This window comes from Alicyclobacillus sp. SO9, from assembly GCF_016406125.1.
GTDB lineage: Bacteria > Bacillota > Bacilli > Alicyclobacillales > Alicyclobacillaceae > SO9.
This window is the reverse complement of record NZ_CP066339.1, coordinates 3,531,752-3,544,980: the sequence shown is the minus strand read 5'-3', so window position 1 is coordinate 3,544,980 and position 13,229 is coordinate 3,531,752. Positions and strand designations below refer to the sequence as shown.

Here is a 13,229-nt window from a genome sequence, read left to right as displayed (position 1 = left end):
CTGATGATGACTGACAAGGTAAGTGTGTGGATACGAAGGGGACTTGGTGCACCAACTGAGCGAGACAACTGAGCAAGACGGGAGGAGACACAATGAAAGTTGTGGTTGAACGCTTCAATGACATGGGTACATTGCGTTTTCAACTGGCTGGTCCAGTCGGTATTATTACAATTAGCCGTCCCCATCAGCGCAACGCATTGACAAAGGACATGTGGCACACCATCTCGGAATGGACGAATAAACTTCCGAAAAAGACACGGGTGCTGGTCATAAGAGGTGCGGGGCAGGATTTTACTGCAGGAAGCGACATCAAAGAATTTGCGAAGTTGTCTCCCCAAGAGGCAAATGAAGCCTTTGAGACCATGGAAACGGCAATGAAAAGTATTGAAAGCATTCCAATACCGACGATGGCGTCTATTAATGGCCCTGCTTTTGGCGCAGGATTTATTCTGGCAATGGCCTGTGATATCAGGATTGGTACAGAAAAAGCAAAATTTGGTATGCCTGTTGGGAAACTTGGGATAACCCTCGAGGAACCGTTTTTGAGTCGTATGATTCGCACCTTGGGGACCAGCAGAACCATGGACTTGGTCTATACGGCTCGCAGTTATGATGCAGATAGGGCACTAGAGGTCGGAATACTGAATTATGTGACGAACAGTGAGAACTTGGGCTCGGAGACCCTTAAACTATGTCGGAAGATATTGATGCAATCTCGCGCTTCGTTAAGGGCGGTAAAGGAAAACGTGTTAAACCCAGTTCCAAAGCCAACTGCAAAGCAGCGGAGTTGGGTAGATGCCGCAGACTTCATGGAAGGTGTGCAGGCATTTTCAGAGAAGCGGGCTGCAAGATTTTAGAAACTCATCCGGAACAAACAGCAATAACTAACTCAGACTACAAGACTGGAGGATGGTTGCATGCTGCCATTTCTGTTTATTCACGGTGCGGGTGGCACAAAATCAAAATGGCGTTTCGTGCGGGAACGTCTGCCTGAGTCCGACGGCCTCTATATCGATCTGCCAGGCCACGGGGTTGAGACAGGGGCAGCCAAGGAGAGCATTAGGGCCTATGCAGAAGCACTGAGCGAACAGATTCATCAGGATGTTGTCATCGTGGGACATTCCATGGGTGGATTGATTGGAATTGAACTTGCGGCACGAAATCCCCATGTAAAAGGTCTCATCATGGTAGCGAGTCATTACCGTCTCCCTGTGCATGAGAAGATTCTCTCGAGACTGCGAGACGGAGAGTTTCCAAATTCCTTATTCAATGCTTCTTATCGAAAAAATGCCGATAGAAAACTCATTGAAGATGAGCGCACAGAAATCACCCTTGTTTCTACAGAAATTACACTCTCAGACTATGAGTGTTGCAATCGGTACGACGATGGTAAAGCGACTCTCTCAAAGCTAACCCTTCCGGTACATGTACTGTACGGTTCTGAAGACAAGCTGTTGCCCCCTTTGTCTAAGGACGAGATGCTTGCTGCAAATTCTCGTGTGAGAACCTGGGTGATTCCAAGCGCAGCTCACTACGTGATGCTTGAACGACCCGATGAGACCGTCAGTTATATCCGGAGCATTCGTGATGAGATTCAGTAAGCAAGGATGGAATCAAGGATGGAATCAACCACAAGCTGCTCCATCCAAATCCTCTTCGCATCCGTTCACAGAGTTCAGCAGTTGTTCGACGACTTTCGGCATAGAATTTTCGTTCATCCTGCTGAACTCGCTTGCGTAGATTAGACCGGGTATGCGGCTGTTTCCTTCGTTGGTTTCTGGATAAACCAGAGAAAGTAGGTAAGACTGTCCGTCAACGCTTCCCAGCTTGCTTCGATAATATTTTCTGAGACACCTACCGTCCGCCAGACATCGTGACCGTTTGTACTCTCGATAATTACGCGTACTTTACCAGCTGTACCGTCCTTTTCTTCCAAAACCCGAACCTTGTAATCCGTTAAGTGCATTGTTTCAATGACAGGGTAAAAAGGTTGCATAGCTTTTCTCAGTGCCTTATCGAGCGCATTCACTGGGCCGTTCCCTGTTGCAACGGTGTGTACCATCTCATTTTGCACCCTGAATTTCACAATGGCCTGAGAAGTGAATTCATCTCCAATTTTCTTCGTGGCTTCCACTTGCATGGAGTCGAACTGAAATTGTTCAGGCAGTTGTCCCAGTGCTTTTAGCAAAAGCAACTCTTGTGAAGCCTCAGCATCCTCAAATTGATAGCCTTCATGTTCCAATTTCTTAATTTCATTGAGCAGATTTCGAACCTTGTCCTTTTCGCCTCGCACATCCAGTCCGAGCTTTTCCGCCTGGTACTGCAGGTTTGAGACACCCGAAAGTTCCGATACAAGTATTCGTCGTTCATTGCCGACGAGTTCAGGACGTATGTGTTCATAGGTAGTGGGGTTTTTCATGATGGCACTAGCGTGGATCCCGCCCTTATGTGCAAATGCGCTGTGTCCAACAAAGGGTTGGTAGCCGTGGGGAACCAGGTTTACGACTTCATTAACGAATTTGGATAGTTCCGTCAGTTGCTGCAAATGGGACGACGACGCGAGGCAAGGGTGCTGTAGTTTCAGTTCCAAGTTTGGAATGATGGATACAAGGTTGGCGTTTCCGCAACGCTCACCAATACCGTTAATGGTTCCATGGATCATTCTCGCACCTGCACTAACCGCGGCCAGGGAGTTGGCTACAGCCACCTCACCGTCATTATGTGTATGAACTCCGACCTTTGCAGAGGCCTGTTTACAAACAGCCGTAACAATCTCATGAACTTGATGCGGAAGTGTGCCGCCGTTCGTATCACACAGTGTTATCCAGTCTGCACCGGCGTCTTCGGCCGCTTTAACAGTAGCCATTGCGTACTCCGGGTTTCTCATGAACCCGTCAAAGAAGTGCTCCGCATCAAAAATAATTTCCTTGTTGTGTTTTTTTAGCCAAGATATCGTGTCTGTAATCATCTGAAGGTTTTCGTCAAGACTGACTTGGAGCGCATCGTGAACATGAAAGTCCCATGCTTTGCCAACAATTGTTAATGCAGGAGCACCTGAGTGTAAGAGTCCTGCAAGTGATTCGTCCTCATCTGCAGATACAGAAGGTCTGCGCGTGCTGCCGAAGGCAGTCAGCTTGGAATGTTGCAGTTTTAGTTCAGATGCAGCCCTCTGAAAGAATTCGTGGTCTTTCGGATTAGCGGAGGGGAAACCTCCCTCAATGTAACCAATTCCAATTTCGTCAAGTCTTTGCGCTATCCGCAGTTTATCTGCAACGGTGAGGCTGATGCCTGCACCCTGTGACCCGTCTCGAAGCGTTGTATCAAGCAGTTGAACTCGTTCCATAGGTACCTCCTATTTTAAACTGAGTCATCAGTCAATTTGAATTATTTATACATGTTAGCAAGGTTTTATTCATTTGGGGAGTCCTCTGTCATAGAATTTTCGGATATTTATCAGATGAAAGCGAATTCATTGAAAATTTAAATAAAATCACCTTGACGGATGTTGAGCACGATGTTAGTTTGAAATCACTAAAAATTCACTCGCCTTTAAAACGCTTAGAACGGGAGCAGTAAGATATATCCACTTTCCAGAGACCTGCGGGGCGGTGTGACGCAGGAGCGGATTTCTGAACCTCGCCCGGGAGCGGCTGGGTGGAACTGAAGTACACCTGGACGATTGACCCTTGTTATTGGGTTGCACAGACATCTGTGACAGAGCGGGTTCACTTTGTGAACCAATCGGAGTGGTAACGCGGTTGGGAATGGCCAGTCGTCTCTAAATATGAGGCGGTGGTCTGTTTTTATTTTATAGAACGAAATGCAGTCAGAGGCAAAAAAAGCGAATGTGGAGAGGATGAGCATCATGGGAGACGGAACGCCTGTAAAGCCAAGTATGAGCAGTGTCAACAAGTACGCCAGGCAGTATTTTATGCCGCCTGAACCCAGTCTCGGATGGACGCAGAAGGAGCACATTACAAAAGCACCGACTTGGTGCAGCGTAGATTTGCGAGATGGTAACCAGGCTTTAGTTGTGCCCATGAACTTGGATGAGAAGCTAGAGTACTTCCAACTGTTGGTCGGAATCGGATTTAAGCAGATAGAAGTTGGATTTCCGGCGGCTTCTGAGACAGAGTATGCTTTTTTGCGAAAGTTGATTGACGAAAACCTGATTCCAGAAGATGTAACCATTCAAGTCCTCACTCAAGCAAGAGAACATATCATTCGCAAGACTTTTGCTGCTTTGCGCGGTGTCAACAATGCAATTGTACATTTGTACAATTCAACCTCGCTGGCACAGCGTGAACAGGTCTTTCGCAGTTCGAGGCAGGAAATTGTAGATATTGCTGTAACAGGAGCCAGACTGTTTAAGGAATGTGCTGAAGAGACAGAAGGTCACTTTCAATTCCAGTACTCGCCTGAGAGCTTTACAGGTACAGAGATAGAGTTTGCTCTTGAAATTTGTAATCGTGTCCTTGATGTGTGGCGTCCGACACAAAACAATCCCGTTATCATCAATTTACCTGCAACGGTTTCCCTCTCAATGCCCCATGTCTACGCCAGTCAGATTGAGTATGTCAGCAATCACTTAAAGTACCGCGACAGCGTAGTTGTTTCACTTCATCCGCACAATGACAGGGGCACAGGGGTTGCAGATGCAGAACTGGGTCTGTTAGCGGGTGCGCAGAGGGTCGAAGGTACGTTGTTTGGCAACGGGGAGAGAACAGGAAATGTGGATTTGATAACGCTGGCTCTGAATTTATACTCCCATGGCGTGAATCCTGAATTGAATCTCCAAGATATTCCTTCTATTCTCGCTGAACATCAGCGATTGACCAAAATGGAAGTCGGCAAGAGACACCCCTATGGCGGTGAACTTGTGTTTACTGCTTTTTCCGGGTCGCACCAAGATGCGATTGCAAAGGGAATGAAATGGCGCGAAGAGGCACAGCGGAGTCACTGGTCTGTGCCCTATCTTCCCATTGACCCAAAGGACATCGGCCGAGAGTACGAAGGGGATATCATTCGGATTAACAGTCAATCAGGAAAAGGCGGTATCGGGTATGTCCTCGAACAGCACTATGGTTTGGACCTTCCGCGAGAAATGAGAGAGACTGTGGGTTATGCCGTAAAAGATGTATCGGACAGACTTCATAAAGAACTCATGCCCAATGAGATTTACGAAATTTTTATGAACCAGTACGCGAATATTGGGCGACCCATTGAGTTCATCAACTTTCGGTTCACACAGCAACGGGAGTTTGAAGCGGTCGTTACGATTCGCATCAATGATACAATCACAGACCTTGAGGGGATTGGCAACGGTCGATTGGATGCTATCAGCAACGCACTTTTAAGTAACCTTGAAATAGAGTATTCAGATTTGGTCTATAGTGAACACGCCTTGGAAATAGGGTCGAAGTCGCACGCCATTTCTTATATCGGCATTACCGCTGTGTCTGACGGAAACACCTATTGGGCGTGCGGGGTAGACAGTGACATTATGACTTCTTCTGTCAAGGCGCTGTTCAGTGCCTTGAATAAACTGGTGCTGGGCTTGGGTATCTCCGTCTCTCTTGAGGATATGGTGAACACGGGTCAAAACTAGAGCGGTTACGGATTTCAACAAAACGCGGGCTGTGCTTTCCTGGCACAGAGCAACAAGCTTTTTGGTGACACAAGTCTCTGTAAGATAACCCGTATTGTTAACAGATGAAATACTCTAGCCTCCACAGAGGCAGAGTATTTTATTTTGTTCTATAACTAATTAAATTCATATGAATACTTTACATTTGCACTGACGTATGATTTTATAAATAAAAAACATAGGAATGGTGGGATTATATTGGGGGAAGCTTTTCTGGTTCTATTGCTGACCTACACGGGTGTTTTGCTGCTTCTTAGTTACACTTCAAAGAAAAAAGCGAACAATGCAGGACAATTCCTGGACGGAGGCCGCCAATTCACTACTTTTCAAGTTTTTGTACTCATGACAGCTATGTGGGGAGCTTCAATGTTTTCTGTTGAAATCGACACCGGGTTTAGAGCAGGCATCTCAGCCATATGGTTCGGGGTATCAACGATTGTTGCCTCTTTGTTTATTGCAACGTTTCTCCTGGGCCGGTTTCGCCGTATTGGCTATTTGACGAACTCCAACCTAATTGGTCAGCGCTATGGACAGCGAGCGCGGGATGTGGCAGCCCTAGTCATTGGGTTGACGTTTCCGATTTTTGCGATGAAAAACGTTCTTGCCGCTGCGTCCTTTCTTCACATTATGCTTCATTGGAATTTAGCGGTGGTCCTGATTGCAACTACGATGCTGGTCGTTTTATACGTCTCATTCGGCGGACTCTGGTCTTTGGCATACGTGCAGGTCATAAACCTTGTCTTGTTTTCTGCGGGACTGGCGGTTGCAGCGTATTATGTTTTGCAGAATCACCAACTTGTCGATACAACGGTGACATCTTCTCCAGGATTCTTTAGTCTTCACGGTGTGGGGTTATCCACCATTATTGTATGGTTTGGCATGAGTTTGCTGAATTCCGTAAGTGCTCAAGCCGAGTTTCAAACAATTTCTGCAGCAAAAGATATTAGGACAGGACGGCGCGGGGTGTATTTGTCTTCCATCGTTCTGGTTGGGTTTGCAGTGATACCTGCACTGCTGGGAATGGCTGCACGCGAGCATCTTGGCAGCCGTGCCAGCGGATTACTGGCGTTTCCGTCTTATTTGAAGACTGTCGCGCCGCACTGGGCTTTGTTGTTCATTGGCTTGGGTTTTTGGTCCGCGGCCCTCATTTGGTGTGCTCCGCTCATGTTTTCGGGAGCAAGCAGTTTCGGACTCGATCTCTTTAATCGCCAGCATGTCTCCCACAATTCTGGTACTGTCCGGAGATTTACGCGCTGGGCAATGATGGTACAGGGAGTCATGATTGTTGTCTACGCCTTGGCGCGGCCCGGGGATTTGGCCTGGTGGGCGGTGTTCGGTTTGACGCTCCGAAACGCTGCTGTCGTTGGCCCCACAATTTCATTCTTACTGTGGCCCATTGTACGTGAGCGAACCATCCTGATGTCCATGATTGCCGGCGTTGTGTCGGGCTTCGGTTGGAATGCGGTGACCGGATTTTCTGCTGTGACATTTCCGCTTGGTATAAATCCAATGTGGGTTGGAACGGGATGTGCCATGCTTGTGATTGTCGCTGGAACACTCCTTGAAAACAGGGGGCGTATCGGCCTCACAGTAAATGAAACGCGCAGAAAGCTGGGTGCGGCTCTATTGTTTGGCGCACTTATCAGCTTTTTCAGCAGTTTTGAGGTGGAAAGGACTGGACTATCCTCTCTTTTGGGAGCTGCGTTGTTTACAGGGGTACTACTGCTTTTCTTTGCAACAATTGTAGTTACGGAAGGACGTGAAACATTGGACGGGAAATTATCAAATCCGGGTGAAAAACTGCCAAAGTCGCCGAGTTTTGTGAACGAGTGAACTGGGTAACCCCGTTGCCTGTGCAGCCTGTGCCTAATTGCTGACGGTATGCTCTTTTCTGACTCTCCCTTTCCTGCCTTGTCCGTACCGTCTGTATAGCCAGTAGACGACAGTTGATGACGGCTGCTGAAACAGCAGCATTAAAACCACCGGAATTGACGCAGCGTGGCTGAAGTATTGTGTTGCAATTGTAATACCGGCGCTGATATTTCTCATACCGACACCATATGTCATTGAGATGCGAGTCGCATTGTCCTTTGCAACAATTCGACCGGACAAGTGTCCAGTTAGGTAACCAATTATTACAAGCGATATCAGGACCATCAACAATTTAAGAATCCCCTTATGTCCGCCAAGACTGGGAGAGACAACAGCGACATTGATGGCCACCACTGACAGCATGGCGAGCTTGGATAAAGGAGATGCCACAGGATGAATCGCCGGTTTAATGCGGCCCTTACTCATTTCATTCAACGTTATCCCAATAATCGTAGGCAGAACGACCATCCAGATTAAGCCCCATACAAGTTTGACAACGGGAATGCTGACTGATTTACCAAGTATCAGATGGACAGAGAACGGGAGAATCAATGGCGAAAACAGTGTATCGATAGACACAATAGAAAGCGCTAGAGCCAGGTTTCCCCTTGTCAAGTCGGTCCACATCACGGAGGTGACGCCAACCGGAATACAAGCCGCTAGGACAATCCCTGTGATGTACTGGGGAAACTGGGAAAGTGTGAATTTTCCTGCCGAAAACGCGATGAGGGGCAGCAGGATGTGGGTCAGTGCAATGACCAGTAACACTTTCCAGGGACTTCGCAGGACATAGGTGATGTCTCGAATGCGAGTTCCTAGGGCAGTTACAAATGTCATGAAAGCGAAAAGGACAATGACAGCAGACTTGCCGTCTGCCATCCAGCTGTGACATACGTATCCGATTGCGATTGCAGAAATGACTCCCGCGGACATCCACTTTTCAAGATAATCGTTCGCTCGGCTTCCGATTTCTCTCCAAGTCACCAGAATGATTTCCTTGTTTGAAAAGGACTGTTTTCCATGATGTGTGCTCCTCTTTTCATGGGGTGTTATCGTGCCGGCTTGCTCTGTCCAGACATAAAATCATTCAACTCCGCTCGGTACGGAAGACCTTCGTAATCACCCATGACCGTCACCGCCAAGGCACCGAGGGCACAGGCTCGCAGGACTGCTTCATCCATTGACAGTTCATCAAGGAGACCAGATACGAGTCCTGCAGCAAAGGCATCGCCGGCACCAACCTCATTGACGAGTTCAACGGGAAATCCAGTCACGTAGTTTGCAGTGTGCTGGGTCTTATAGTAAGCCCCTTTGGGCCCGAGTTTCACGACTGTCGTGTTGGCTCCTAACTGTAGGAAGGCATCTGCAATTCTTTCTGGGTGTGTTTCATTGACGAGTAACTTACCTTCGTCAATGCCCGGAAGGACAATATCCGACAGAGCGGCCAACTCTAGAAGTACGGGGCGTGCCTCATCTAGCGGCCAGAGTTTAAGACGGATATTCGGGTCAAATACAACTCGAATTCCCAGCTTTCGCGCCCTCTTCATTACCTCTGCCGTGGTCAGGCGGTTGTCGGCGCTTAACGCCGGCGTGATTCCCGTGACTAACATGAAGGGGGTTTCTTGCAGTGTTTCTAGTGAAATATCCTGTGTCTGAAGGTGACTGGCTGCAGAGTTCTGGCGGTAATAGAGAACATTGGTGCGATTGGAGTGGAGCAGTTCCTTAAACATAATTCCTGTCCTGTGGTCACGGCTGAATTGGACTTTTGAAACATCCACACCTTCTCCACGCAAGGTCTTGAATATGTATCGTCCGAAACTGTCCTCACCTAATTTACTGATCCACGTAACTTGATGCCCGAGGCGGGACAAGCCAATGGCGACATTTGATTCTGCTCCTGCAACACCTTTTTGGAATGCAGCAACGGACTCCAGCGGGCCGTTGTTTTGTGGTGTGAACAGCACCATGGATTCTCCCCACGTTATGACGTCCATTCGATCTCCTCGCAGTCTACTTTGATTCTTAACAAGTTTCTTATAAGGAAACAAAGTTTATTATATGTTATGATTCGACTATACATCTGATGAACCCGGACGGTCAACAAACCCTAAGAGCAGTGGAGGTACTGATACATGCCTGCAGCCTACGGAACTGCCGTTCTGAAAGCAGTTTCCATCTTGAATTTCTTATCAACGGTGGATAAACCACAAAAACTAAAGGATATCTGCCAGACAACGGGATTAAACAAGGCGACCGCATTCAAATTGCTCGAGACGTTGCAGTCAGTGGGCTATGTCGAAAAGACCGATGATGTAGGATATCGGTTGGGACTGGGCCTCGTGCGCATTGCAGGTGCAGCGCTTCACTCTGTAAATACAGTGCGGTTGATTGAGCCTTATGTGAAGGAATTGAATATGCGGACTGGAGAGACGGTGCATTTTGGTGTTGCGGAACGCAATGAAGTGGTCTATGTGACGAAACTGGAAAGCAAACAAGCTGTACGGATGTATTCTAAAGTCGGCAATACGGCTCCCATGTACTGTACAGGCATCGGAAAAGCCATTCTCTCCACCTATGGTGAAGTTGACTTGGCAGAGTATCTAGCAAGTGTCAGCCTGCGAAAGATTACAAATCAAACGCTGACAGACGAACACCAGTTGCGTCGAGAACTCCGCGAGGTACGCGAGCAGGGCTACAGTATTGATAATGGCGAACACGAACCTGAAGTTCGGTGCATTGCAGTACCGCTGGTTGCTAATGGGAAAACCTATGGGGCAGTCAGTGTAAGTGTACCGAGCTATCGGATGGACGATGCGGCCACAGAACGACATTTGGCTGACCTGAAGTGGTGTCAGGTCAAGATTCTGTCTGATTTGCGGCTTCTGTCTTGATGTTGTCCTGACTTTTGCCCTGGTGAACAATCAGGTGTGTGTCCGCAAGTACCCATCAATTCGGGTTTGCGGAGAACGTTTTGCGTTCGGGAAACCAGGCAGAGGGTATGTGTGATTAAAATCATCGAGATCGCGTTGAAAATGACTTTGCAAGTTAGTTCCTCGTATGAGTTCGTATGCTGGCACGGCTTTGACCCAAGGCTGTAAAAACGCCCGCCAAAACTGATGGACAAGCCCCGGTGTCTCAGTAAAGAATGCTTGCTCGATACGGAGGTTTGAGAGGTATTCTGTAAACTGGCGGTGAGAGAAAATCGATGAAGAAGGTGTGAAAACCTGGCCGGGGTATGCCGTCAATTTGCTCACAAATGGAAACACCGACTGTTGCAGTAATAGAACATGGCTGCTCCTTGAAGGAGACATGTCGATATGGCCAAAGGTGTATCCGCTGTAGGTATCGATGACAATGTCAGCATACAGCGGTGCTTTGATGCTTTTGGCAGGCACAGCAACAGATGTTTGAATCAAACGGTGCCCTGGGAAGTCCCCAACAAAATGTTTGTCGCGAAAGCACAAGTCGTGTCTATTCAACAATTCAGTTTGATGGGCGTCCAGTTCTAACTCATCGTTTGCTGCAAGTACCAACAACCGCCGCAGGCGGTCCTCCTTATAAACCATGTTTTGGTCTTTAAAAATCTCTCCCACTTTTCTCCTGCTAACCACAGTTCCCTGTTGTTGTACGGTCTCCGTCACTCTGCTGATGCCCCACTCAGGATGACGCAGACTTGTGGAGATAACCTTATTAATTGTATGTATATTCTTCTTGAAATCACTCCCTGGCGTATTACTGCTCTCGCCAGATTTCAATTTATTCCTCCTCGCAGTACGTTTCCTCTCTCTGTTTCTTCCTTGAGCACGCTCTGCATTTGCTTGCACCGGCGGCGTACAGCGAATAAACGGCTGAACATTGTCCAGACTGACATCAATCAGATTCTCACAGAAGAGGCAAATATCCAAGTCAATATTTCCTCTGTTCGGGCAATCAATTCGGTGATTGCTAACATACAACTGCGCAATTGACGCCATCTCTATCACTCTCCACAGAGTCCGTTCTATACATTTAATAGTAAGATATGATACCGCCTTGAGTCTTTCATGAATGTCTCGAAAATAGAACAATTTCGTAACAAAAACGATACACAAATTCGCCATAAAATACGTGTCTGAAAGTGAACTAGATCACAGCTAGTCCGAATTGCTTAGTGTACGCAAATATGCACTATTAGCAAAATGGGTTGTTTGGCTCTAGCGCACATGCAACTGTTTCATCAACATAAGGAGTGGGAGACCACGGGGGTAGGAGTCAGTACTGTATCCTATCAATGCTTTAGCTACACCTAAGAGAAAAAGGAGGATCTGCATGAGTAATCTCTTGTTAGCTCGATGGCAGTTTGGTGTAACAACTGTCTACCATTTCTTCTTTGTTCCGCTCACCATTGGTCTGGTATTTCTTATTGCTCTCATGGAGACTTTGTATGTTACGAAGAAAGATGAATCCTATAAGACCATGGCCAAGTTTTGGGGGAAGCTGTTTTTAATTAACTTTGCCGTAGGTGTTGTTACAGGGATTATGCAAGAGTTCCAGTTTGGTATGAACTGGTCTGATTATGCGCGTTTTGTGGGGGATGTGTTTGGAGCGCCTTTGGCCGTGGAGGCGTTAGCTGCATTCTTTCTGGAATCAACGTTTATCGGATTATGGATGTTCGGGTGGGACAAGGTGTCGAAAAAGGTGCACTTGCTGTCCATCTGGTTAGTTACCATTGGCACTACACTGTCAGCGTTTTGGATTCTGACTGCGAATTCTTTTATGCAGGAACCTGTTGGCTACACGATGAGGGCTGGCCACGCAGAAATGTCGAGTTTTGGCGCATTGATTACTAACGTGCAGCTTTGGCTTGAGTTCCCTCACGTTATCTTTGCAGCGTTGGCGACTGGGGCATTTTTTGTCATGGGTGTCAGTGCTTATTTTCTTTTGAAAAAGCGCTCCGTCGAGATCTTTCAGCGTTCGTTTCATTTGGCTGCTGCGATTGGCATCGCTGCAAGTGTGTTGGTGGCGGTTGTTGGACACGAACAGGCTCAACACTTGGTCAAGGCGCAACCTATGAAGATGGCTGCTTCGGAAGCATTGTGGAATACCAGCTCAGATGCGGCACCTTGGACAGTGGTTGCCAGCATTAACGACGCGAACCATAAGGATAGCATGAAGATTCAGATTCCAGACATGCTCAGTATCCTTGCGTACAACAAGATACACGGGAAAGTGGAGGGCATGAATCAAATACAGGCCCAGTATCAGCAAAAGTACGGCCCAGGAAATTACATTCCCCCTGTGCGGACGACTTTCTGGAGTTTTCGGATTATGGTCCTTGCAGGAATGCTGATGATTCTGTTGGCTGCAATAGGTGTGTACAAGATGATTAAGAACCGAATTGCACAAAGCCCTCGTTTTCTCAGATGGATGCTTCCAGCCATTGCTCTGCCGTATATCGCCAATTCAGCAGGTTGGATTATGACCGAAATCGGCCGTCAACCCTGGGTGGTATTCGGACTTCTGAAGACCCAGAACGGAGTCTCACCGACAGTTTCCGCAGGTCTGGTCCTCACGACGCTCATTGGTTTTGCAGCACTGTACGGCGTATTGGCTGTGATTGACGTATTCCTGTTGGTCCGAACGATTAAACAGGGACCAGAAGGGCTGGATTCAGAGGTGGAGACAAACTTTGATAACTCTCCATTTATGGGCGTATCACACTAGAACTGAT

Annotated in this window: 10 protein-coding genes and 1 other annotated feature; of the genes, 6 read left to right on the top strand and 4 right to left on the bottom strand. The window is 47.5% G+C overall.

Annotated elements, in window-relative coordinates; translation table 11 throughout:
- Positions 1-92 precede the first annotated feature (92 nt).
- Positions 93-857, top strand: a complete 765-nt coding sequence (locus GI364_RS16615; protein WP_198850355.1) for an enoyl-CoA hydratase/isomerase family protein — start codon at positions 93-95, stop codon at positions 855-857.
- Positions 858-917: 60 nt separating this feature from the next.
- A complete protein-coding gene (locus tag GI364_RS16610; protein WP_198850354.1) occupies positions 918-1,601 on the top strand; it encodes an alpha/beta fold hydrolase in 684 nt (227 codons plus the stop codon).
- A gap of 140 nt (positions 1,602-1,741) precedes the next feature.
- On the opposite strand, the gene cimA is transcribed toward GI364_RS16610, so the two are convergent.
- Positions 1,742-3,343, bottom strand: a complete 1,602-nt coding sequence (gene cimA, locus GI364_RS16605; RefSeq protein ID WP_198850353.1) for a citramalate synthase — start codon at positions 3,341-3,343, stop codon at positions 1,742-1,744.
- A gap of 207 nt (positions 3,344-3,550) precedes the next feature.
- Positions 3,551-3,783, top strand: a binding site (T-box leader).
- Positions 3,784-3,895: 112 nt separating this feature from the next.
- Between cimA and GI364_RS16600 the strand changes: the two genes are divergently transcribed.
- Positions 3,896-5,608 (top strand): 2-isopropylmalate synthase, encoded by a 1,713-nt coding sequence (locus GI364_RS16600; RefSeq protein ID WP_198854075.1) that lies wholly within the window; start codon positions 3,896-3,898, stop codon positions 5,606-5,608.
- Positions 5,609-5,845: 237 nt separating this feature from the next.
- Entirely contained in the window at positions 5,846-7,480 is a 1,635-nt protein-coding gene (locus GI364_RS16595) for a sodium:solute symporter family protein (RefSeq protein WP_198850352.1), read from the top strand.
- A gap of 33 nt (positions 7,481-7,513) precedes the next feature.
- On the opposite strand, the gene GI364_RS16590 is transcribed toward GI364_RS16595, so the two are convergent.
- Positions 7,514-8,503, bottom strand: a complete 990-nt coding sequence (locus GI364_RS16590; RefSeq protein WP_198850351.1) for a bile acid:sodium symporter family protein — start codon at positions 8,501-8,503, stop codon at positions 7,514-7,516.
- 65 nt (positions 8,504-8,568) lie between these two features.
- On the bottom strand, positions 8,569-9,513 hold the full coding sequence (locus GI364_RS16585) for a sugar kinase (protein ID WP_198850350.1): 945 nt from the start codon (positions 9,511-9,513) through the stop codon (positions 8,569-8,571).
- A 138-nt stretch (positions 9,514-9,651) separates the two neighbouring features.
- On the opposite strand from GI364_RS16585, the gene GI364_RS16580 reads away from it, so the two are divergent.
- The gene (locus GI364_RS16580) at positions 9,652-10,410 is read left to right on the top strand and encodes an IclR family transcriptional regulator (RefSeq protein WP_198850349.1); all 759 of its coding nucleotides are present in this window, start codon (positions 9,652-9,654) and stop codon (positions 10,408-10,410) included.
- A gap of 30 nt (positions 10,411-10,440) precedes the next feature.
- Here the strand turns inward: GI364_RS16580 and GI364_RS16575 are convergent, their stop codons facing one another.
- Positions 10,441-11,493 carry a hypothetical protein gene (locus GI364_RS16575; protein ID WP_198850348.1) on the bottom strand — a complete coding sequence of 351 codons (1,053 nt, stop codon included), beginning with the start codon at positions 11,491-11,493 and terminating at the stop codon, positions 10,441-10,443.
- A 334-nt stretch (positions 11,494-11,827) separates the two neighbouring features.
- On the opposite strand from GI364_RS16575, the gene GI364_RS16570 reads away from it, so the two are divergent.
- A complete protein-coding gene (locus GI364_RS16570; RefSeq protein WP_198850347.1) occupies positions 11,828-13,222 on the top strand; it encodes a cytochrome ubiquinol oxidase subunit I in 1,395 nt (464 codons plus the stop codon).
- Positions 13,223-13,229 lie beyond the last annotated feature (7 nt).

What these genes read in the sequence shown, in the direction of transcription:
- GI364_RS16615 (WP_198850355.1), top strand. Translation starts at nt 93, where the DNA reads ATGAAAGTTGTGGTTGAACGCTTCAATGACATGGGTACATTGCGTTTT.
- GI364_RS16610 (WP_198850354.1), top strand. Translation starts at nt 918, where the DNA reads ATGCTGCCATTTCTGTTTATTCACGGTGCGGGTGGCACAAAATCAAAA.
- cimA (WP_198850353.1), bottom strand. Translation starts at nt 3,343, where the DNA reads ATGGAACGAGTTCAACTGCTTGATACAACGCTTCGAGACGGGTCACAG.
- GI364_RS16600 (WP_198854075.1), top strand. Translation starts at nt 3,896, where the DNA reads ATGAGCAGTGTCAACAAGTACGCCAGGCAGTATTTTATGCCGCCTGAA.
- GI364_RS16585 (WP_198850350.1), bottom strand. Translation starts at nt 9,513, where the DNA reads ATGGACGTCATAACGTGGGGAGAATCCATGGTGCTGTTCACACCACAA.
- GI364_RS16580 (WP_198850349.1), top strand. Translation starts at nt 9,652, where the DNA reads ATGCCTGCAGCCTACGGAACTGCCGTTCTGAAAGCAGTTTCCATCTTG.
- GI364_RS16575 (WP_198850348.1), bottom strand. Translation starts at nt 11,493, where the DNA reads ATGGCGTCAATTGCGCAGTTGTATGTTAGCAATCACCGAATTGATTGC.
- GI364_RS16570 (WP_198850347.1), top strand. Translation starts at nt 11,828, where the DNA reads ATGAGTAATCTCTTGTTAGCTCGATGGCAGTTTGGTGTAACAACTGTC.